16 protein-coding genes are annotated in these 21571 nt (G+C 63.9%); 10 read left to right on the top strand and 6 right to left on the bottom strand.

Going from position 1 to position 21571, the window contains the following annotated elements; translation table 11 throughout:
- Positions 1-1358: NAD-glutamate dehydrogenase domain-containing protein (locus tag ACODS4_RS12340; RefSeq protein WP_488863979.1), on the top strand; the 1358-nt coding region annotated here is incomplete at its 5' end.
- Positions 1359-1423: 65 nt separating this feature from the next.
- On the opposite strand, the gene ACODS4_RS12335 is transcribed toward ACODS4_RS12340, so the two are convergent.
- Positions 1424-2101: a hypothetical protein gene (locus ACODS4_RS12335; protein WP_488863977.1), complete on the bottom strand. Its 678-nt coding sequence runs from the start codon at positions 2099-2101 to the stop codon at positions 1424-1426.
- Positions 2102-2219: 118 nt separating this feature from the next.
- Complete coding sequence (locus tag ACODS4_RS12330; protein ID WP_488863975.1) at positions 2220-3008, bottom strand: MarR family transcriptional regulator; 789 nt, start codon at positions 3006-3008, stop codon at positions 2220-2222.
- Positions 3009-4074: 1066 nt separating this feature from the next.
- Here ACODS4_RS12330 and ACODS4_RS12325 point away from each other — a divergent pair.
- The 4 genes from ACODS4_RS12325 (at position 4075) to ACODS4_RS12310 (ending at position 8716) form a co-directional block, all read left to right on the top strand.
- Positions 4075-5022, top strand: coding sequence for a replication initiator protein A (locus ACODS4_RS12325; protein WP_488863973.1), 948 nt, complete (start codon positions 4075-4077; stop codon positions 5020-5022).
- Positions 5023-5109: 87 nt separating this feature from the next.
- Complete coding sequence (locus ACODS4_RS12320) at positions 5110-6132, top strand: AAA family ATPase (protein ID WP_488863971.1); 1023 nt, start codon at positions 5110-5112, stop codon at positions 6130-6132.
- Entirely contained in the window at positions 6122-6979 is an 858-nt protein-coding gene (locus ACODS4_RS12315; RefSeq protein ID WP_488863969.1) for a ParB/RepB/Spo0J family partition protein, read from the top strand. Before ACODS4_RS12320 ends, ACODS4_RS12315 begins: the two co-directional genes overlap by 11 nt.
- 291 nt (positions 6980-7270) lie before the next feature.
- Positions 7271-8716, top strand: a complete 1446-nt coding sequence (locus ACODS4_RS12310) for an ABC transporter substrate-binding protein (protein WP_488863967.1) — start codon at positions 7271-7273, stop codon at positions 8714-8716.
- 20 nt (positions 8717-8736) lie between these two features.
- Here ACODS4_RS12310 and ACODS4_RS12305 read toward each other — a convergent pair whose 3' ends face one another.
- Entirely contained in the window at positions 8737-9213 is a 477-nt protein-coding gene (locus tag ACODS4_RS12305) for a glycine-rich domain-containing protein (protein ID WP_488863993.1), read from the bottom strand.
- A 178-nt stretch (positions 9214-9391) separates the two neighbouring features.
- Positions 9392-11236, bottom strand: coding sequence for a hybrid sensor histidine kinase/response regulator (locus ACODS4_RS12300; protein WP_488863964.1), 1845 nt, complete (start codon positions 11234-11236; stop codon positions 9392-9394).
- Between the two features lie 311 nt (positions 11237-11547).
- Between ACODS4_RS12300 and ACODS4_RS12295 the strand changes: the two genes are divergently transcribed.
- Complete coding sequence (locus ACODS4_RS12295; protein ID WP_488863962.1) at positions 11548-14106, top strand: hybrid sensor histidine kinase/response regulator; 2559 nt, start codon at positions 11548-11550, stop codon at positions 14104-14106.
- Between the two features lie 68 nt (positions 14107-14174).
- On the top strand, positions 14175-15068 hold the full coding sequence (locus tag ACODS4_RS12290; RefSeq protein ID WP_488863960.1) for an SMP-30/gluconolactonase/LRE family protein: 894 nt from the start codon (positions 14175-14177) through the stop codon (positions 15066-15068).
- Positions 15069-15071: 3 nt separating this feature from the next.
- On the opposite strand, the gene ACODS4_RS12285 is transcribed toward ACODS4_RS12290, so the two are convergent.
- Both ACODS4_RS12285 and ACODS4_RS12280 read right to left on the bottom strand, forming a co-directional pair.
- Entirely contained in the window at positions 15072-15473 is a 402-nt protein-coding gene (locus tag ACODS4_RS12285) for a VOC family protein (protein WP_488863958.1), read from the bottom strand.
- Between the two features lie 31 nt (positions 15474-15504).
- Positions 15505-16932 (bottom strand): L,D-transpeptidase family protein, encoded by a 1428-nt coding sequence (locus tag ACODS4_RS12280; protein WP_488863956.1) that lies wholly within the window; start codon positions 16930-16932, stop codon positions 15505-15507.
- Between the two features lie 366 nt (positions 16933-17298).
- Between ACODS4_RS12280 and urtA the strand changes: the two genes are divergently transcribed.
- The 3 genes from urtA (at position 17299) to urtC (ending at position 21569) form a co-directional block, all read left to right on the top strand.
- Positions 17299-18627 carry an urea ABC transporter substrate-binding protein gene (gene urtA / locus ACODS4_RS12275; RefSeq protein WP_298375199.1) on the top strand — a complete coding sequence of 443 codons (1329 nt, stop codon included), beginning with the start codon at positions 17299-17301 and terminating at the stop codon, positions 18625-18627.
- Between the two features lie 179 nt (positions 18628-18806).
- Complete coding sequence (gene urtB / locus ACODS4_RS12270) at positions 18807-20417, top strand: urea ABC transporter permease subunit UrtB (protein ID WP_488863954.1); 1611 nt, start codon at positions 18807-18809, stop codon at positions 20415-20417.
- A gap of 3 nt (positions 20418-20420) precedes the next feature.
- A complete protein-coding gene (gene urtC / locus ACODS4_RS12265; protein ID WP_488863952.1) occupies positions 20421-21569 on the top strand; it encodes an urea ABC transporter permease subunit UrtC in 1149 nt (382 codons plus the stop codon).
- The last annotated feature ends 2 nt before the right edge of the window (positions 21570-21571 follow it).

Here is a 21571-nt window from a genome sequence, read left to right as displayed (position 1 = left end):
GGCTGAACACCGACGCCATCGACAATTCGGCGGGCGTGGACACGTCGGACCACGAAGTGAACATCAAGGTGCTGCTGGGCGACGTGGTGGCGCGCGGCGACATGACGGTCAAGCAGCGCGACGTGCTGATGGCGGCGATGACGGACGAGGTGGCGGGGCTGGTTCTGGCCGACAATTACCGGCAGACCCAGGCCCTGACCATCGCGCAAGCGCAAGGCCCGGCGCTGCTGGAGGCGCAAGCCCGCTTCATCCGCGCGCTGGAAAAGGCCGGTCGCCTGAACCGCGCCATCGAGTATCTGCCGAGCGACGAGGACCTCGCCGAACGGATGGCCGAACGGCGCGGCCTGACCCGCCCGGAACTGGCGGTGCTGCTGGCCTACGCCAAGATCACGCTGTACGACGATCTGCTGGCCTCGGACCTGCCCGACGATCCGGCGATGGCGGGCGATCTGCTGGCTTATTTCCCCAAGCCCTTGCAGGACGGCCAGGGCGAGGCCATCGCCCGTCACCGCCTCCGCCGTGAAATCGTCGCCACGCAAGTGACCAACAGCCTGGTCAACCGCGTCGGCCCGACCTTCGTCCGCGAGATGATGGAAAAGACCGGCCTGGGTCCGGCGGACGTCGCCCGCGCCTACGCCATCACCCGCGAAGTCTTCGGCCTCCGCGACCTGTGGACCGCCATCGACGCCCTCGACAACCGCGTCCCGGCGGCGGCGCAAACGGCGCTGTTCCTGGAAACCGTCCAGTTGATGGATCGCGCGGTCGCCTGGTTCCTGGTCAACGGAACCCATCCCCTCGATATGGCCGCCGAGGTCGCCGCCTATCAACCAGGATTGGTCGCCTTGGCCGCAAGTCTCGACCACTTCCTTGACAGCGAAGAGGCCACACGCCTCAACGCGCGAGTGGCCGACAGCGTCGCGCAGGGCGTGCCAGACGCCGTAGCCCGGCGTCTGGCCGCTCTGCCAATCCTCGCCGCCGCCCCTGATCTGGTGCGGATCGCCGCCAGAAGCGGGCGCGACGTCGCTGGTGTGGCCTCGGTCTATTTCGGTCTGGGTCGCCAGTTCGGATTGGAATGGCTGCGCGACCGCGCGACGGGGGCCAAGGTCGACAATCACTGGCAAAAGCAAGCCGTCGCCGCCATCGTCGATGACCTGTTCGCCCACCAAAGCGCCCTGACCTTGCGGGTTCTGGAAAGCGAAGCCGAGGATTCGGCGGCGGTTGACACTTGGATCGCCCGGCGTCGTCCACTCGTCGAACGGGTTGAATCGCTGCTGTCCGAGCTGCGCGGCCAACCCGCCATTGATTTGGCGATGTTGGCGGTCGCCAACCGGCAACTCCGGGGGCTGACCACCGGCTAACACATATTTTCTCCGTTCGGGTGGCCTTCGGGCCTCTCTGAAGCGCCGGAGTCTTGCAGGCACGTTCAGACTCCGGTTGCGGTTCTCTTGACCTGGGCGGATTCGGGCAACCGGATCCGCCCGTTTTCTTGGCCTCTGCCCTGGATCCGGCCAGGAGATGGCCGGGAAGCGCCGCTGAACCGCCAGACGTTGCTGGTTGCCGACGTTTCGGGCGTGACTGGAAAGCGAGTGTCCCGGCCTGCTCCGCCAGCTTTATTCCCTGTCATGGGCGATGGAGCGGGCGCCCAAACCGCCGGGTCCTGCGTGTGACGCGCGCGTTTCATCAATGATCCGGATCCAGACGGAACCGCCGTGGAGACCACCGAAGGAGCCTCCGCGATCTCAATCCGCCGCTCCGGCGTGGGAAGACGATAAAGAACCTCCTCCCGTTCGCGCATCCGCCGCCGTTGCTCCAGGGTTCGCGCCCGCAAGCTCTGCTCCTGCCGCAGTCGCGAAGAAAGACGACGCAAAGCGTCCATCTGCCGGGAAGCGTCCGGGGCGGGCGTGGCGTCCAGCGCGGCGCGGAAATCGCCCACACTCGGAAATCGGCTCCACCCACTGCGAAATTCGGTCCAGATCCGGCGGAACGCGGCCATCCAGCGGTCCGCCGGCCAATTGGCCATCGCCAGAATGTCGGCCTCCAGGAGAGCGGCGTCGGGCAATTCCAACTGATAACGGTTGGCCAGCTTTTCGACGCCGATCAAGACATTGTCCGCCCCAATTGGCGGGACCAACCGATCAATGGCCCCGTCCACCTGATCCGCCAAAACCCCCAACTCGTCCGGCGTCAAATCCTGTGTTTCAAAACGCAGATCGACGACGTCAAGCCGGGCAAGCGAGACGAGCGCGGAGGGCGGCGAGGGTGTCTTGGTTTCGGGCAACCACATCGGCGCCTCCCCGCTCCACAGATCGCCGTCCAGCGGCGTGGAGCTTTCCCGAAGCAAGGGACGAGGGACAGGGATTGTGGTCATGGCTGGAACTCCGACGACGAACGCTGGCGATGGTCTGGGTGGGTAGGCTGTGCGACAGATCAGCGGAGAGTGGTTCACTGGGCGTAACCAACTCCCGCAGGATCCAGCGTCTCCAAGCGGAGCTGGGATCGCTTGGCCGGTAGCCGTTGCGTTGATGCGCCTTACGACACCAGGCGACGAACTTGTGGGTGACTTGAGCCGGTTCAATGTCAGGCCGTTGGGTCCGCGCCCAAGCAAGATCGATGGCTTCCGGCGTCCAATCGAGAGGCAAAGCCTCATGCCCCTCCGTTTTGGAGGAGAAGGAGGATTCAGGATTCTCTGAATCTAAGGAGATGTTTGTCGTCCGACACTTGCTGTCAGCGGACTGACAGCAAGTGTCGGACGACGCGTTGGTCAACGCGTAAAGAAAACCGCGATAACCACGGTGCGGACGCGCCTCGACCAGAGCCACGGCAGGGGCTTGCAGGGATTTGAGGACCGCGTTGATCCAGGCGCGACTTTGGCCAAGCTCGTCGGCCAATTCGCCTTGTGTGGCGGCGCACACGCCGTTGTTGTCGGCGTGCGCGTAGAGCGCGGACAAAACCGCGATGTCGGCGGCGTGGAGGCCAGGCACAGCAATCCAACGCCGGTACAGCTCCATGTACGGCCTCATGGGCAAGCCCTCTCTCGTTCCAAATCTCTGGGACGGAGACAAAGGGATTCCATAAGCGGACTCGGGTGAATCCACTTGGCTTTCAAAGCCCGCCCTGCCATCATGGAGTCGCCAAACCGCCAGATGTGGGGTGATCGGGTGTCCCTCGGTCTCCTCCTTCCGACACGAAGGGCCCAGAGCAATCTGGGCCTTTTGTGTTTCCGGAGATGGGGTGTCTGTTACGCCATCGGTTTCTCCTGTCGCGCGCGCAGCCATCGCCGTGGGCGCAAAATCCTGAAGCGGGGCTTTTCACCCCAAGACTGCAATGTGTACGCGCTGTTGCCGCCCTGTCCACGATCTTGGCAAAATCCCGCCCGCCTCGACGGATGCCCGGCGTCATCCTATTTTATCATGATAATACAATGGGTTATTCTGTGTTTTCTTGGTGGGTTTTCCGATGGACGTCGCCGTTCCGCCGAAAGATTCAGAGCCATGTGTCGCTGTTCCGCCGAAAGATTCTTCGCCGCGAAAACGAGCTTTCAAAGTGATTTGGGAGAGAAGCGTCGTCGTTCTGCCGAATAATCGGTGATTCACGGCCCCCCGTCTCCGATGGGGTCGCCGGATTCGCGCGAGAATCGGAAACGACCAGCGCTCGGCAAACGTCGCTGTTCTGCCAGTGCGATGCCGCGTTTCCGCCTTTTCCAGAGGTACGCCGTTTGACGGTTCTATATAAAAATAAACAAAATTAATGAGTTACTGTAATTTTGCGCGCTCTTCCCCTGCCCTCTCCGGCAGAACAGAGACGTTCTGGCGGGTTGGAAAAGCACAGGCAAGCCGAGGTGGAAAAGGCGAATCGCGAGAATGGCCCCTTAAAAACTGGCAGAACGGCGACATTTGTGGCGACGGCTCTGCTGGAAAGCCGAAGGATCGGGGGAATCTTTCGGCAGAACGACGACGTTTGGGCCGCAGCAGTGGAACCGAACGGCGCGGTGGTCAATGATGGACCACGCACCCAGACAGGATGAGTTGGGACACCGGGCCGTCGCACGCGATCCGCGTGTCGTGGAGAGATGGGATGGATGACAGCAGCAACGCCGAGCTTCTTGAACGCCCGCTTCAACTGGCTTTGCGGCTCGACTCCCCGCTGACGGGCGACGTTCAGAATGACCGCCACATGATGGTCTACAGCCTGTTCGGCCTGTCCAAGGACAAGGTTGAATCGCTGGCGACCTATGACGATGGCAAGGTGCGGATCGAAGTGCGCGCGCCGAAAAACGTCGGCGTCGCGACGATCTGGGACAAGGCGGTGCTGCTTTACGCCATCTCTCTGTTGCGCGAGAAGATGGACCAAGGCAAGGCCACGGCCAAGATGGGGGAGTTGCACTTCACCACCAGCGATCTGCAACGCATCGTCGGCAAGACGGCGGGCGGCAGCGCCTATGACAAGATCGAAGGCGCGTTGGAGCGGTTGCAGGGCACGCAGATCAAAACCAATCTGGAAACCGGCGGGGAGGGGGAAAGCGGCGCCTTCTCGTGGATTTCCGATTATAAGCTGCTTTACCAGCGCAAGAAGGACGGCGAACGCGCCGTTCGCGGGTTGAAGCTGACCCTGTCGGGCTGGGTGGCGCGCGCCGCTTTGGGCTACAATCTGCTGACCTATGACGACCAATATTTTGCGCTGAAGCCGGTGGAGAAGCGGCTCTATGAGATTGCCCGCGCGCATCTGGCGCGGGGCAGCGGATTTTGGATGGCGTTGGAGCCGCTGCGCAAGCGGGTTGGCTCCGACAATGACCTGCGCAAGTTCAAGAACGCGTTGGGCCCGGTGCTTGAGACGGGCCGAATCCCTGGTTATGGCGTGCGGATCGTGGACGCCGCTGAATACAAGGAAACCATGAAGGCGCGCGGCGCGGTGCTGGGGCGGGTGCTGAACGCCGATTTGCCGGTGCTGTTCTGGCGCAAGGACAATGGTCCCGCCCCGTCTTGGATCGACGTTCCCAAGGTCGAGTATGACGAGACGGTCTGATCGCATCCTCCGTTAGTAGACGCCAGTTGCCCGAGTGGCGACGACTTGCTAGGCTCTGCGCCAACCGATGGCGCAGGAGGGTGCGGGGTGACGGGTGAGGAATTGAAAGCGTTGCGGGAACGGCGCGGCCTGACCCAAACGCAAATGGCGGCCTTCGTCAACGAAATGACCGGGCGCAAATACGACAAGCAACGCTTGAGCAAATGGGAAACCGGCAAGGAGGCCCTGCCCCGCGACGTGCTGGGCCGTTTGCTGTTGCTGGCGCTGGAACAGCCGGAAACGACAGAGCCGCGCCGGGGCGCCACCATCGCCATTGGCTTGCAAAAGGGGGGGACGGCCAAAACCGCCACCTCGATCAACCTCGCCTTCATTTTGGCGAGGGCGGGCAACCGGGTGCTGCTGGTGGACGCCGATCCGCAAGGCAACGCCACGGTGCATGTTGGCATCCCGCAAGCCGACGTCGTGGCCCTGACCGAAGCGGGCAAGGTCTTGTATCACGCTCTGATGGGCAAGATTGGACTTGCAGACATCATTTTGCCAACCAGCGTGCCAGGGCTGGACGTGGCGCCGTCGAGCATCGCGCTGGCCAGCGCCGATACCGAGTTGCCGGGCAATCTGACCAACGCCCAGACCGCGCTGGCGGAAATCCTGGACGGGGTGCGAACGCGTTACGATGTTGTGGTGATTGACTGCGCGCCCAATCTGGGCGCCGTCACCATCAACGCCCTGACCGCCGCCGATTTTGTTCTGGTGCCGTGCCAAGCCGAGCCGCACGCCATTTTGGGGGTCAGCGCCTTTCTCGACACGGTCGGCAAGATCCAGCGGCGTCTTAATCCACGTCTGGCGGTTCTTGGCATCCTGCCCACCATGTACAACCCGCGCCAGACTCAGGACCGTTCCTCGCTGGACGACATCAGCCGCTTGTGGGGAGCTGAGCGTCGGGTGTTTCCGCCGGTCCCGCGCGCCACGATCTACGCCCAGGCGGCGGGGGCGAACGTCATCACGCTGGACGCCGACATCGGCGCCCCCGGCGTGGAAAGCTACGCCGCCATCGCCACCGCGCTGCTGAGCGCCAGCGGCCGTTTGCCGGAGGTTGTCGATGCCGCCTAAAAAACTGACCCGCCAGACGGCGGCCACGGTGCTCCAGGCCAAGGAGTCTGGCTTCGCCACGGAGACCGACCGGATGTTCGGTTTGAGCGGCGTTCTGCCCCGGTTGATCGAGGCCGATCTGGCGGTGATCGACACCAACCCGGATCAACCCCGCACCGTGTTCGATGAGGACGCTTTGCGTTCGCTGGCCGACTCCATCGCCCGTCATGGCTTGCAACAGCCGGTTCTGGTGCAGGAAGCGGCGGAGAAGGGACGTTACCGGCTGGTTGCCGGCGAGCGGCGCCTGCGGGCTTTCCGTTTGCTGGACCGACCGACGATTCCGGCGATCATCACCAAGGGCAAACCCGAAGAAATCGCCCTGATCGAAAATGTTCAGCGTGTCGATTTGGACGCCATCGATCTGGCGCGCGGGCTGGCGCAATTGATCGAGGCGCACGGATACACCCAGGTTGAGGTCGCCGCCGCCGTCGGCTGTTCGGAAGCCGAGGTGTCCAAGCGTCTGAAGATTCTGTCGCTGCCCGATGACATTCTGGCCGATTACCGCGCCAACCCCGATCTGGTGTCGCGGTCGGCGTTGGTGGAGCTGGCGTTTATGGATGACATTGAGCGCGCTCGCCAGCTCTGGCGATCAGCCCGCACGGGCGGCTTGACGGTGAGCGCTGTGCGGGCGGCCCGTCCGACCCCAGCGAAGGCCGCCGCTGAACCGTTGCAGCTTCTGGGCAAGGCGATCAACCGCATCGACCGCGATTTGGACGCGATCAGCGCGGTTGAAGCCGCTTTGCAGTTGGAGCACCGGGAGCGGCTGAAGCGGTTGCGGGATCGGATCGACGGTCTGCTCACCCTTTGAGAATGGTGGGGTTTCGATGTCGAAAGCGCGTTTTGGTTGAAAGTTATTTTGTAAGCAACCAAAGGGTGCCTTTCGAGATCGAAACCCTCGCTTCTCCGACCGCGCCATGTCGGCTTGCGTGACCAGGCGCTGCGCCTGTGCTACAGCATGGGGATTCCGACACTGAGCGCCACGAGGGCCGACATGCGGACTGTCCAGCGACGACACTTCTTGAGTCTGCTCGGCGCTGCGGGGGTTGCGGCTGGATCGGTTGCGGCGGGCTCGGCGGCTAGGGCTGCGGGGGCCGGAGCCTTGCGGGTTGGCATCAAGGCCCTGCCCGTCTCGTTGAATCCGCTGACGGTCAATGATCTGGTCGCGCGTCAGATTCTTGGCGCTATGTATGAAAGTCTGACCAGCGTTGACCCGGATGGCCGCATTCTGCCCGGTTTGGCGACGTCCTGGGAGGCCTTCGATCGAGCGCGGCGCTGGCGTCTGACGCTGCGCCGCGATGTTTTGTTCCAAACCGGGCGCCCTTTCACGGCGCTGGACGTCAAACGGACGTTCGAGGCGGCGCTTGTGGCGGAGGGAACGCATTTTGCCGCGCTCGCCTTATCCAAGGTGCGTGGCTTTCGTGACATGCGGAACAAGGCCAGCGGCGAGTTGAGCGGCGTCACTGTGCTGGACGATCACACGCTGGAGGTGATGTGTGACGAGCCTTGCGCGATTTTCCCCTTTGCCCGCTTCAACATCGTTGATGTCGAAGCCATCGCGGAAGCCGGACCCAACTGGCACCGTGAGATGTCGGCGGGCACGGGTCCCTATCGATTGACAGGCAGCACCGATGGCATTCGGGTCGATGTCGCGGCCAACCCCCATTGGCGGGGCGGAGTGGTGCCGTTTGACCGGGTGTCGTTTCTGGCGACCGGCATCGGCAACGATGGCATCACGTTGTTCAACGACAGCCAGATTGATTTCTCTTTTGTCGACACCGACGCGCTGCGCTTGGTCGCCGATGATCCGGGCTTTAAGCGATCACTGATTTCGTGCCCTCGCATGCAAATGCGCGCCGTCGCTTTGGACCCGCGCCGAGTCAAGGCCTTCGGCGATCTTCGTGTGCGGCAGGCGATGTCCTTGCTGATTGATCGTGAAGCTATGGTGGAGCGCTTCTTCCGAGGCATGGCCCGCGTGCACAACGGTGTCGTGCCTCCCGCCCTGTTGACGAACGAGCGACTCCCGGCCCTGCTCTATGATCCGATTAAAGCCAAGGATCTGTTGGCCCAGGCCGGTTATCCAGAAGGCCGGGGGTTGGAGCCATTTGCCGTACACATCGTGCCGGAGTATCGACGGGAGTTTGTCTATTATGTGTCGCAATGGAACAACGCGGGCATTCCGGCCAAACTGGTGATGACGCCTCGGCAGGAGTTCATTTCCCGCTCGCGGCGGCGTGACTATGAGGCCTTCCTGTTCGGGTGGACGGCGACCTACCCCGATCCGATGAACTTCCTGGACGAACTGTTTTCCAGCCGCAGCCGCTTCAACCCGGTTGGCTGGGTCAACGCCGAATTCGACGCCATCATCGAGGCGGCGATGGCGCTGTCCCAGCCAAAAGAAAGAGCCACGGCCTACAAGGACGCGGAGCAGATCATCATGGGAGACTTGCCGGTGATCCCTCTGGTCGTACCGGACTATGTGGCTCTGCGCAGCAATGCCCTAACCGACAATTTCATCACGCCTTTCGGCGGCATGAACTTCGCCTGACCATGAAGCAAACCACGCGGTCAGACGCGCGCGGGCGACGCCTCCCGCAAACAATCCGGGGCGACGGCCTCGCGCAGACAATCGACGCCTTGCGGCGCGCGCGAGCCGTCGGCGCCTTGCGCCTCGCGCAAGCAGTCGGCGGTTGCGGGAAGGCCAAGCAAAAGGGCGCTGTTCTGGCGAGCGGCGGTTAGGCGCTCTGGCGATGCGGTCGCGCCGTTGTGGTGCAGATACTCTCCATACACGGCGTCACAAAAGCGGCAATAGCTGCGGGTGTCGGCAACAATGAATTCGTGCCACAACTCATCGCAAGCGGACGAGGGCGGCGCCAGATCGGTGTTCGGGTGTTCCGCGCAGGCGATCAGAAAGAGTTTGAGTTGGTTCAAGGCGATGTCGGCGGTGTGAGGCGGCATGCCTTTGGACAGCGCCCAGCGCAAAACGGGGCTGAAATCGAACCGGGCAATGACCTCGCGCGCGCGCTGGTTGTGAGTGATCGACATGGTCTGCACAGCGATTCTCCATCGGTTGAGGTTTGCCCGAACGCAGGGATCCCTTGACACGGATAGAATCCGCGACGCTGCGTGATGGGGCATGATGAAGGGTAGGCTGTTCGGTGGCGAACGCAAGCCATCCAAAGGATCGACGCCAGATTGTTATGGCGGCTGATGATTTTCTCAATCAATGCGTTCGGGGAAGCTCGGCGACCAGCCGCGACAACACATCCGGCATGATGGGTTTGGCCACGACGGTGATGCCCAAATCGGCGGCCTGGCCGGTGACGACGCTGTCGAGGCGACCGGAAATCAGGATCGCCGGAATGCGGATTCCCAGCAACATCCAGAGACGGTTGATGAAGTCGATGCCGGTGTCCGTCGCCGACAGATGATAGTCGGCAACGATGACGTCCGGTTTGAACAGACCGTCCTGGACATCCTGCACGCCTTGCGCGGCGGTGGACACGCCGTGGACCCGATGCCCCTCGTTGGCGAGAAAGAGCGACAATCCGTTCAGCACGAAAGGATCGTCATCGATGACCAGAACCGCGACGCTGTTGGCCGCGAGGGTGGGAGAGGCCGGGGAGACGGGAGAGGCGGGAACGGGTTCCAGACGAACGGCTGGCGGCTCCGGCGGGTGGGCCAGTTTGGCGGCCAGGGGAACGGCGACGGAAAACACCGATCCCTTGCCAAGGACTGAACGGACCTTCACCGGGTGATTGAGCGTGGCGGCCAACCGTTTGACGATGGACAAGCCCAACCCAATGCCATTGTCGCGGTTGCGCTCCGGGTTGCCAAGCTGGTGGAACTCTTCCCAAATCGCATCCAAGCGGTCTTCGGGAATGCCGATGCCGCTGTCGCGAACCTCAAGAATGATTTGACTGCCAACCTCCAACCCGACGATCTGAATGGACCCCGACAGGGTGTAGCGAATGGCGTTGTCGATCAAATTGCTCATCAGACGCAGCAGCAGCACGCGGTCGGTGACGATGCTGGCGCGCATGGGCGAGACGGTCAGCGTCAGCCCTTTGTTTCGGGCGACAGGGCCAAATTGGGTGTCGAGCGCCTGGAACAGGTCGCCGACGTCATGGACGCCCATCGTCACGGCCACGCCTCCGGCGTCGAGCCGGGAAACTTCCAGCAGTTCGTCCAGCAACTGCTTGAGGTTCATCACCACCTGCTCGATCTTTTGCGCGGAATCGGCGACGTCGGGCGTCTTTGCGGTCGTGCGCAGCAAGGCGGTCAGCATCAGCAGCGATTGCGCGGGTTGCCGCAGGTCGTGACTGGCGGCGGCCATGAATTTCGCCTTGGACGCGACCGCCTGCTCCGCCCGTTCCTTGGCCAAGCGCAGATCAATGGCGTTTTGACGGAAGATTCGCAAGGCTGTCGCCATCCGGCCAATCTCATCGTCGCGGTGCCGTCCCGGCACGGCGACGGAGACGTCGCCGGCCGCCAGATCGGTCATCGTCCGGGTCATGGCGGCGATCGGCGCGGTGACGCCGCGCGTCGCCCAGACCACGCCAATGACCAGGAAGAGAAGGATGCCGACGCCAATGCCGCTGAGCATCGCCACGTCGTGGCGAATGGCGGCGTTGGTGGGCGAGGCGTCCAAACGGAGCAGCATGGCGCCGATTGTGCGTTTGTTGCCGAGGCGGTCCAAATGTTCGAGAGGGACTACGGCGGTGGTGGAAGCTTCGTCGGACAGCGGACCTGTTCCAGGCTTCCGGTACGCGGCAAAGCGCTCGCCATAGCTTCCCAGAATCACGGCTTCGGCAAAGGCGTCGACCGACCGCAATGGGGTCAGCGCGGTCAGCGCCTCCTCCGGGTCGAGATCCCACAGCGCGTTGGCGACCTCGTCCAGAACGATCTTTGTCGCCAGCTCCGCCCGAATGGCCAGCTCCGCGCGTGTGCTGCGCACATCGGCCTGGATCAGCACCACCATGGGGACCGCGATCAAAATCGAGACCAACAACGCCGCCGAGGCGGTCGTGCGGGCGACCAAGCTTTGCGAAAAAACCGCCAGCGGCATGAGAACGCCTTTGGACATAGGTCAGGAGGCAAGATCAGGGAAGAACATATTATCGTATGCTTCGCAAGGATAGGGCAAGGGGGCAGATCCAGAGTAAGACACTGCTCGTCGGGGCTTCAACCTTCCCCTTCAACCACGCCGGGAATTATGCATCAACCGGAAGGATACTTGAAACACCGATGGATCAATCCCGATGAAGAATGTAGGTGTTTGAGTCTTTTGCTTGTCGAGCAGTGCGTGTAGACATTTTAGGGACGATCATCATTGCGGCGTTTTTGGCGCGTCGCGGCGGGCTGGGGCAGGGGGGTGGCATGGGAATGGACATCATCATCACCCTGGCGTTCACCATCGGGTTTCTGGCGCTCGCGCTGCTGTTCTATTGGCGGCTGCGGCGGCAGTTTGCCGCTCAATCCCGTCGGATGGCCGAGAGCGAAGCCACGCTGCGCGCTGTTTTCGATCATTCCAGCGACCGGCTGTTCATCGTTCGGGTCGTTGGGGATGGCTCCTTTGTCGTGCGGTGGGCCAACGCGGCGGCTCTGTTGGCGTGGAACACGACGGCGGAACGCGTGGAGGGCAAAGGACTGAGCGCCTTTCTTCCCCCCACTCTGGCGGAAAAGACAAGCCGCGACTTGCAAAGCTGCGTCGACGCGGGGGCTGCGACCCGCTTTGAAGAGGACGGAGTCATCCATGGAGTCCCCCGCCGCTGGGAGGTGTCCCAGACGCCGATTCAGGGGGACGACGGCGCCATCGCCATCATCTCGGTCAACGCTCGCGACATCACCCGCCGCAACGAGGCGGAGGGGGCGATGCGGGACAGCGAGGCGCGCTATCGGTTGTTGGCCGACAGCGTGTCCGACATCGTCGGGCGGCTGGACCTGAACGGGGCGCGCCTTTATTGCTCTGACGGCGTGCGCGCGTGTCTGGGGTGCGATTCGGCGGAGATGATCGGGCGCCCGTTGGTGGAGCGGGTTCATCCGGATGATCTGGCGACGGTGGCCGATGGGTTGTCGGGCCTGACGCGCAGCCAACCGACCATGACGGTCGTCTATCGGCTTCGTCATGCCGATGGCCGGTGGGTGTGGATCGAGGCGGCGATCCGTCTGGTGATGGATGATTGGGGAGCGCCGCTGGAGTGCGTCAGCGTCGAACGGGACATCACGGCCCGCAAGGTGATGGAGGCGGAGCTTTGCGACGCTCGGCGGGCCGCCGACGCCGCGAATCGCTCCAAAAGCGAGTTTCTCGCCAGTCTGAGCCATGAGTTGCGCACGCCGATGAACGCGGTGATCGGCTTCGCCGATCTGATCGCGCGGGAGTCGGAAGGGCCGATCAGCAACCCGTTCTACAAGGATTTCGCCCTCAACATCCGTGACAGCGGCCAGCATCTTCTGGAGCTTATCAACGAGATCCTGGACAATGTCCGGGCTGAAGCGGGGCAACTGGTTCTCGACGACGAAACCGTGGATTTGGAACAGGCCACGACCTTCGCCATCCGGCTCTTGGCGCAGCGGGCGGGGCGCGTGGGCGTTCAGATCGTCGCCTCGGTCGATCCGGCGGCGCGCTATCTGCGGGGCGACGAGAAGCGCGTCCGTCAGATTTTGCTGAATCTTCTGTCCAACGCGATGAAACACACGCCGACCGGCGGGCGGGTGGATGTCGAAACATCGTTGGACGCTGATGGGGCGTTGCGGCTTCAGGTGCGCGACAACGGCATGGGAACGGCGGAGTCGGATGCGCCGCCGATGCTGCGGGCGTTCGAGCGGGAGGACGTCTCGGAGAATCGGGCGGGGCCACGCCGTGCTGCGGGCTTGCCGCTGACCCAGCGGCTGATGGAGCTTCATGGCGGGACGCTGACGTTGTCGAGCGCGCAAGGGCAGGGAACGGTCGCTGTGGCGCGCTTCGCCCCAGATCGGGTCGCGGACGAGGCCGGGCGCAGGGTTGCGCCGCCGCTGGCGCCGCGCGCTTCCCTGTCGATTTTGATGGTCGAAGATGACCCGACGATTCGCGACAGCGGCGTCGCTCTGCTGCGGAATTGGGGGCATCAGGTGCTTGGCGCGGCCAACGCCAATGAGGCTTTGGCGATTTTGCGCCAGTCCGCTCCGCTTGATCTTTTGTTCAGCGACATTGTGATGCCGCCGGGGATGAATGGAGCGGAACTGGCCCGTGAGGCGCGACGGCTGCGCCCGAATTTGGCGGTTCTGTTGGCGTCCGGCTTCTCCGCTCACGCGGTGATCGCCGACGACGCGGCCCAGGCCGGTTATGACGTCATCGCCAAACCCTATGATCCGGCTGAGTTGCAGCAACGGCTGGACGCGCTGCGCCCCGCGACGCCGAACGTGGGCCGTTCGATGGTGACGACAGGCCGTCCACCGCCGCCTCCGCTGTCGCTTCCCGCCGCCGCTTTGCCAAATTTGCCCGCCGCGCCCCCGCTGGTTGACGCGGCGTTGCCCGAAGGGCTGCGGATTCTGGTGGCTGAGGATGTCGAGATGAACCGCCTGCTGGTCGTCACCCTGCTGAAGCAGGCCAAGCACGGCGTCGTGGAGGTGGAAGATGGGGCGGCGGCGGTGGCGGCGATGCGACGGGAGGCCTTTGATCTGGTGTTGATGGACGTCAACATGCCGGTGATGGACGGGCTGACCGCGACGAAAATCATTCGGGACATGACGTTCCCCACCAACCGGACGCCGATCATCGCGCTGACCGCCAACACCTTCCCCGAGGATGTCGCCCGTTGCAAGGCGGTCGGCATGAACGGCTATGTCGCGAAACCCATTGACCGAGCGGTGCTGTTTCGGGAGATGAACCGCTGTCTTGCCGCGAAAGCGGATGACGAGTCGCCGAGGGCCAATGGGACTGTCGTGACGCAGGCTTGATTGTTGGCCGAACCCCGGCCAATCTCGCGCGTTCCAATGTCGAATCCCCTTGATGAGGCGCTTGTCCCATGACCACCGGCCAATCCTTTTCCTGCGTTCTAGACGCGCGCGCGAAGCTGGGGGAATGCCCGCTCTGGTCAGCGGATGAACAGGCGCTCTATTGGGTCGACATCAAGGGGCGAACGCTGAACCGTTTCGATCCGTCCGAGGGTTCCAACCGGGCTGTTGCGATGCCCGAAGACATCGCTTGTCTGGCCTTGCGGAAGGGGGGCGGCTTTCTGGCTGGGATGAGGTCGGGCCTGTGGCGGTTGGACGCGGCGGGCGCGCTGGTCGAACAGATGGCGGCCAACCCTGAAGACACGGCGACCAGCCGTTTCAACGACGGGCGGGCGGATCCGGCGGGCCGCTTCCTGGCGGGCACGTTGGACGAGCCGAAGGCGGGCGGCAAGGCACACCTCTACCGTTTTGACCGCCGGGGGTTGGCGGCGTTGGCGGGCGGTCTTTTGACCTCCAATGGTCTGGCCTTCAGCCCGGATGGGCGAACGCTGTATCATTCTGACACCCCGACTTTTACGGTCTACCGCTATCATTACGACCTGGCGACAGGGGATCTGTCGGATCGGGAGATCTTCGTCCGGCTTCAGCCGACCGACGATGATCGAGGCCGTCCGGACGGCGCGGCGGTGGATTCGGAGGGGTGTTACTGGACCGCGCTGTATGAAGGGGGGAGGGTGCAACGCTACGCTCCAACCGGCGTGTTGCTGTCTGAACATCCGGTTCCCGCCCGCTGCCCAACCATGGTGGCGTTTGGCGGGGCGGATCGCCGGACTCTCTATTTGACCACAGCGTCCGCCGGGCGTCCGGCGGACGAGTTGGAGCGTTTTCCACAGTCTGGTGGTTTGTTCGCTTTGCCGGTCGCGGCGCCAGGTCTGCCGGAACCGTTGTTCGATCCGGCGGCTTGACTGTTAAGAGATGACGATCTGGTTCGACACTTCGACCAAATTGCCATCGGGGTCGCGAAAATAGACGGAACGCAGCGGTCCCATAGCCCCGGTGCGGTCAACGGGGCCAAGTTCGATCACGACGCCCTGCGCGCAAAGATGCGCGATGATCGTGTCGAGCGGCGTGTTGGAAATCAGGCAGAAATCACCGGAGCCGCTGGTCGGGCGGTGGGCTTTCGGCTCAAACTCCCGCCCCACCTCGTGCAGGTTGATCTTCTGTTGGCCGAAGGCGAGGGCCTTGCGTCCTCCGGCGAAAGTCACGGTCTCCATGCCCAAAACGCGGCCATAAAAGGCGCAGGTCGCGTCAATGGAGGCGACGGTCAGAACGAAATGGTCGATCCGGGCGATCAAGCTGTGGTCGGTCATGCGGTCTCCGTCACGCTGGGAAGGCGGACGATCACATCCGTGTGGCGGTGATGGGTGGGGCGGCGAGGTTGCGGACGGTCGCTGAGGACACCGGGCCAACTTGCGGCGGGGGAACGGGCAGCACCGCCGGTTTCGTCATTGGGCGGGGTTTGGCTGGGGTGGTCGTGGGCGGCTGGCTGGGCGCGTCTTCGTAGATGTCGGGATGCACGCGCACCGTGCCGTCGGTGTCAACCGAGGCGTTCCAAGAGACGAAGCGCACGGGGATGGCGTTGGGCAGGCGGACGGTCTTGGTTTCGCCGGTGTCGAGCTGTTGGGCGACGGCGGTGGGGGACAGCTTTGCGGGGGTCAACAGCGTGTTGGCCATCTTCCGGGCGTCTTCCAAGCGGACGCAGCCCGAACTGGCGGCGCGCATGTCGCGGCTGAACAGGCGCGGGTCGTTGGTGCCGTGCAGAAAGATGCCATCGCCGTTGGTCAGATTGAAGCGGAACCGGCCCAGCGCGTTGTCGTCGCCCGGTTTCTGGACGATGCGGATCCGGCCTGGATCGACCGCCCACCAATTGACGGAGGCGGTGGCGACTTCGTTGCCGTCCAGATAGACGACGGCGTTCTTGATGCCGGTGGTTCCCTTTTTGCGGAGAACCGGCAGCTTGTCTTCGTTCAGCACGGTGGGGGGGACCGTCCAGGTCGGGTTGATGGTGACGCTGGTGATCTTGTCCTGAAGCAAGGGCGTTTTGCGCGAGGGGCGACCGACCACGGCGCGCATGGTGAAGACCGGGCGGCCATGCTCGATGTAGGTCACGGTCTGGCTGGGCAAATTGACCAGAACGGCGGTGTCGGGGATGGACGCCTGTTGCGCCCGCATGGCGGCGGCGGCGCGCCGCATCATCGCGGCGGCCTGCTCCGGGGTGCGGTCCAGGGCTTGGCGCGTCACCTCGCCGACCTTGCCGTCGGGCTGCAAGCCCTCGACGATCTGGAAGGCGCGCACGGCGTTCTCCAACGGATCCTCGAAGCTGTCGGTCCATTGGTCGGGCGGCAGATGGCCAAGCTCGATCAACCGCCGCGCCACCTTGCCGACGCGGTCGGCCAGCGGCGAGCGCACATGGAAGACCACCGGCGGGGCGGCGTCCACCGTCGGATAGGGCGACGCCGCTTCCACGACGTCGGTCGGCACGTCCAGCGCGGGGGCCACCGTCTCGATGAAACCGCCGTCGCCCTTTTTCACCACCGCGCCATAGCCGATGCGGGTCGCCGTCACTTTGGGGGCGTTCTGAAGGTCGTTCGCCCGCTGCTCCAGCCGCAAGGCCCAGGATTGCACCAGCGGAACCGGGGCGGCCGCCGGTGTGGCGCGCGTCGTGGCGGTTCCGGCCATCGCTGTTCCGCCGACCAGCGCGCCAATCAGGCAGCCCGCGATTCCAACGGCGGCGTAACGTCCGATGAGCAGGTGGCGATCATACAGCATGGTTCGGGAGACCAGATCGTGAACGGCGAAAGAATGAGCAGGCTATAGTTCGGTCAAGACCCACGTCGGCGCAAGTGACATTTGGTGTCGGCTGCACTGCGCCGCGCGCCGATGCGCCATGCGCCGTCCTGTTCATGTGGTCGATCAAAGAACAGCTTCCAGAATGTGACGTTCGCCGCGCGTTGTTATTCCATGAAGCGGGAAAATCTTTCGCGTTTCCAACCTGCGTCCCGCCGTCGGCACGCCGCGCCGCCCATATGGGGCATTTGACGTAGATACGTCTCTTCGCACCCGCGATAGCCTCCGTTTTGACAATTTCGTGAGGCTCCGCGCCAAGCGGGGCGGCAGAAGATAGGGGGCAACTTCATGCGGACGATTCAGCAGACGATGGGGCGGGGAATGACGGGACGGGTTGCGACGTTCGGGATCAGCGCGCTGGCCGGTCTGGCGATGGGCGCGTTGGCGGGTTCGGCCCAGGCGGCGGACGACACCATCAAGGTCGGCATTCTGCACTCCCTGTCCGGCACCATGGCGATCAGCGAGACCACGCTGAAAGACGTCATGCTGATGCTGATCGACGAGCAGAACAAGAAGGGCGGCGTTCTCGGCAAGAAGCTGGAAGCCGTGGTGGTCGATCCGGCCTCCAACTGGCCGCTGTTCGCCGAAAAGGCCCGCGAGCTGCTGACCAAGGACAAGGTCGCCGCCGTGTTCGGCTGCTGGACCTCGGTCAGCCGCAAGTCGGTGCTGCCGGTGTTCGAGGAGCTGAACGGCCTGCTGTTCTACCCAGTGCAGTATGAGGGTGAAGAATCCTCGCGCAACGTCTTCTACACCGGCGCCGCCCCGAACCAGCAGGCGATCCCGGCGGTCGATTACCTGATGTCGAAGGAGAAGGTTCAGCGTTGGGTGCTGGCGGGCACGGACTATGTCTACCCGCGCACGACCAACAAGATCCTGGAAGCCTACCTGAAGGGCAAGGGCGTCAAGGACGAAGACATCAAGATCAACTACACGCCGTTCGGTCATTCCGATTGGCAATCCATCGTCGCCGACATCAAGAAGTTCGGTTCGGCCGGCAAGAAGACCGCCGTCGTCTCGACCATCAACGGCGACGCCAACGTTCCCTTCTATAAGGAATTGGGCAACCAGGGGATCAAGGCGCAGGACATCCCGGTCGTCGCCTTCTCCGTCGGCGAAGAAGAGCTGGCGGGCATCGACACCAAGCCGCTGCTGGGCCATCTGGCCGCCTGGAACTATTTCCAGTCGGTGGACACCCCGATCAACGCCGAGTTCATCAAGAGCTGGAAGGCCTTCACCAAGAACGACAAGCGCGTGACCAACGACCCGATGGAAGCCCACTACATCGGCTTCAACATGTGGGTGAAGGCGGTCGAGGCGGCGGGCACGGTGGCCCCGGACGCGGTGATCGACAGCATGATCGGCGTCGCGGTTCCCAACCTGACCGGCGGCTATTCGGCGATGCTGCCGAACCACCACATCACCAAGCCGGTCCTGATCGGCGAAGTGCAGGAGAACGGCCAGTTCGAGACCGTCTCCAAGACCCCGGGCCTGGTCCCCGGCGACGAGTGGTCGGATTTCCTGCCGGACAGCAAGGACCTGATCTCCGATTGGCGCAAGCCCCTGTCCTGCGGCAACTTCAACGTGAAGACCGGCAAGTGCGGCGGCAAGGGGACCTGAGCGGTTCGGTTCTGACCACTTGATCTGAGGTGTTCCAACGCTTGCCCCCTCCCTAACCCTCCCCCGCTTGCGCGGTGGAGGGGAACAGGCCCCCTCTCACGCATAAGCGGGGGAGGGCCGGGGAGGGGGCAAGCGTTTCTCCATTTGCGACACTCCCCACGCCCAACGAAGGATCCGCGATGCGACGCGCTCTCCGCTGGCTCATGGCCGCTTGTGTGGCCATCGCCACCACATCCGCCGCGCTGGCCGCCGATCTCCGTCCGCTGGTCCAAACGATGGGCGGCGGCGGTTATTCCGGCACCGAAAAGGCGTTGAACCAACTGTCCGACGCGGGCGACCCCGCCGCCGTTCCGGTGATCGAGGCGCTTCAGGCGGGCGATCTCTATGTCCGCAAGGCCGATGGTCTGGTCGTCATCGCCCGCAAGGCCGGAGCGGGCTACGCCCTGACCGATCCCCTGAGCGGCGCGGCGCTGGGCGAGGCCGCCGCCGGCGCCATCGACAAGATCAAGGTCAACAACGCGCTGCGCCGGGCCATCAGCGCCGCGCTGGGCGCGCTGACCCTGATGAGTCCCGATCCCGCCGTTCGCCGTTCCGCCGCCGACGCGGTGTTCAAGAGCCGCGACGCCAACGCGCTGGACGCGCTCAACACCGCGCTCGCCAAGGAAAAGGACGAGCGCATCCGCCGGGCGATGGAGCAGGCGCGCGCCGCCGTGATCCTGACCGCCGGGGCGTCGGACGCCGACACCCAGGCCGCCGTCGCCACCTTGGCCGGACGCGGCGACCGCGACGCGCTGGCGCTGTTGTCGATGATCGCCGCCTCGGGCGCGTCCGACGCCGCCAAGACCGCCGCCGCCGCCGCCATGGCCACGGTTGAACAAAAGCTGCTGTTCTGGGGGGCGCTGCAAAATCTCTGGTACGGGCTGTCGCTCGGCTCGGTGCTGCTGCTGGCGGCGATTGGGCTGGCCGTCACCTTCGGCGTGATGGGCGTCATCAACATGGCCCATGGCGAAATGGTGATGATCGGGGCCTACACCACCTTTCTGGTCCAGCAGGGCTTGCGGACCTACGCGCCCGGTCTGACCGATCTGTCGGTCCTGCTGGCGTTGCCCGCCGCCTTTCTGGTGTCGGGCGGGGTCGGCGTCATCATCGAGCGCAGCGTGATCCGCTGGCTTTATGGCCGTCCGCTGGAAACCCTGCTGGCGACCTGGGGCCTGTCGCTGGCGCTGCAACAGGCGGTGCGCTCCCTCTTTGGGCCGACCAACCGCGAGGTCAGCGCGCCAAGCTGGATGTCCGGCGCGTTTGAGTTGGGCGGCCTGACCATCACCTATGGCCGGTTGTGGATCGTCGTCTTCGCCTTCGCCGTCTTCGCCGCCCTGTTGGTCGCGCTGAAACGGACGTGGTTCGGCCTGTCGATCCGCGCGGTGACGCAGAATCGCCCGATGGCCAACGCCATGGGCATCCGCACCGCGCGGGTGGACGCGCTGACCTTCGGGCTTGGCTCCGGCATCGCCGGGTTGGCCGGGGTCGCCTTGAGCCAGATCGACAATGTCAGCCCCAATCTGGGCCAGAGCTACATCATCGACAGCTTCATGGTGGTGGTGTTCGGCGGCGTCGGCAATCTGTGGGGCACGCTGGTCGGCGCGCTGGCGCTGGGGTCGCTCAACAAATTCCTGGAGCCTTACGCCGGGGCGGTGCTGGGCAAGATCCTGGTTCTGATTTTCATCATCCTGTTCATTCAGCGGCGTCCGCGCGGTCTCTTCGCGCTGAAGGGCCGGGCGGTGGAGGCCTGATCGATGCTGACGCGCTTTTTTCTGATGGGGCTGGACCGCAAGGCCGGACTCGTCCTGACCGTGCTGGCCCTGATGGCCGTGCTGGTCCCGGTGATGACGCTGATCGTGCCGGAAGGCTCGCCCTGGCATCTCTCGATCTTCACCGTCTCGCTGCTCGGCAAATATCTGTGCTTCGCGCTGCTGGCGCTGGCGCTGGATCTGGTGTGGGGCTATGTCGGCATCCTGTCCTTGGGACACGCCGCCTTCTTCGCGCTGGGCGGCTACGCCATGGGCATGTATCTGATGCGCCAGATCGGGCCGCGCGGCGTCTATGGCAACCCGATCCTGCCCGACTTCATGGTCTTCCTGAACTGGAAGGAGTTGCCCTGGTACTGGCTGGGCTTCGATCATTTCTGGTTCGCGGCGGTCATGGTTTTGGTGGTTCCGGGCGCGCTGGCCTTCGCCTTCGGCTGGTTCGCCTTCCGCAGCCGCGTCACCGGCGTCTATCTGTCGATCATCACCCAGGCGTTGACCTTCGCCCTGCTGTTGGCCTTTTTCCGCAACGACATGGGCTTTGGCGGCAACAACGGGCTGACCGACTTCAAGGAAATCTTGGGCTTCGACATTCAGGCGCCGGGCACCCGCGTCGGCCTGTTCCTGGCGACCATCGCGGCGTTGGCCTTGTCCTACATGATCGCGTCGGGCATCATCGCGTCGAAGCTCGGCAAGGTGCTGGTGGCTATTCGTGATACCGAAAGCCGCGTTCGCTTCCTGGGCTACAACACCGAATCCTACAAGCTGTTCGCCTGGACGCTGTCGGCCTGCATGGCGGGCGTGGCGGGGGCCTTGTACGTCCCGCAGGTCGGCATCATCAACCCGTCGGAATTCGCCCCGGCCAGCTCCATCGAGGCGGTGATTTGGGTCGCCGTCGGCGGGCGCGGCACGCTGGCGGGCGCGATCCTGGGCGCGGTTCTGGTCAATTTCGGCAAAAGCTATTTCACCGGCGCGCTGCCCGAATTCTGGCTGTTCGCGCTGGGCGGCCTGTTCGTGCTGGTGACGCTGTTCCTGCCCAAGGGGCTGTTGGGGTTGTGGGCGCAACTGACCGCCCGTCTGCCCAGCGCCAAGGGCAAAAACGCGCCGAACGGAAAAACCGCCGATCAGAAGGGGATGTGAGC

The organism is Azospirillum sp. FG154, from assembly GCF_057809575.1.
The sequence above is the reverse complement of the archived record's forward strand: the minus strand, read 5'-3'. Positions and strand labels throughout refer to the sequence as shown.

Excerpts from the sequence above, each read along its gene's own strand:
- ACODS4_RS12290 (WP_488863960.1), top strand. The coding sequence starts at position 14,175 with ATGACCACCGGCCAATCCTTTTCCTGCGTTCTAGACGCGCGCGCGAAG.
- urtC (WP_488863952.1), top strand. The coding sequence starts at position 20,421 with ATGCTGACGCGCTTTTTTCTGATGGGGCTGGACCGCAAGGCCGGACTC.
- ACODS4_RS12330 (WP_488863975.1), bottom strand. The coding sequence starts at position 3,008 with ATGGAGCTGTACCGGCGTTGGATTGCTGTGCCTGGCCTCCACGCCGCC.
- ACODS4_RS12305 (WP_488863993.1), bottom strand. The coding sequence starts at position 9,213 with ATGTCGATCACTCACAACCAGCGCGCGCGCGAGGTCATTGCCCGGTTC.
- urtB (WP_488863954.1), top strand. The coding sequence starts at position 18,807 with ATGCGACGCGCTCTCCGCTGGCTCATGGCCGCTTGTGTGGCCATCGCC.
- ACODS4_RS12300 (WP_488863964.1), bottom strand. The coding sequence starts at position 11,236 with ATGCCGCTGGCGGTTTTTTCGCAAAGCTTGGTCGCCCGCACGACCGCC.
- urtA (WP_298375199.1), top strand. The coding sequence starts at position 17,299 with ATGCGGACGATTCAGCAGACGATGGGGCGGGGAATGACGGGACGGGTT.
- ACODS4_RS12280 (WP_488863956.1), bottom strand. The coding sequence starts at position 16,932 with ATGCTGTATGATCGCCACCTGCTCATCGGACGTTACGCCGCCGTTGGA.
- ACODS4_RS12325 (WP_488863973.1), top strand. The coding sequence starts at position 4,075 with ATGGATGACAGCAGCAACGCCGAGCTTCTTGAACGCCCGCTTCAACTG.
- ACODS4_RS12295 (WP_488863962.1), top strand. The coding sequence starts at position 11,548 with ATGGGAATGGACATCATCATCACCCTGGCGTTCACCATCGGGTTTCTG.
- ACODS4_RS12285 (WP_488863958.1), bottom strand. The coding sequence starts at position 15,473 with ATGACCGACCACAGCTTGATCGCCCGGATCGACCATTTCGTTCTGACC.
- ACODS4_RS12315 (WP_488863969.1), top strand. The coding sequence starts at position 6,122 with ATGCCGCCTAAAAAACTGACCCGCCAGACGGCGGCCACGGTGCTCCAG.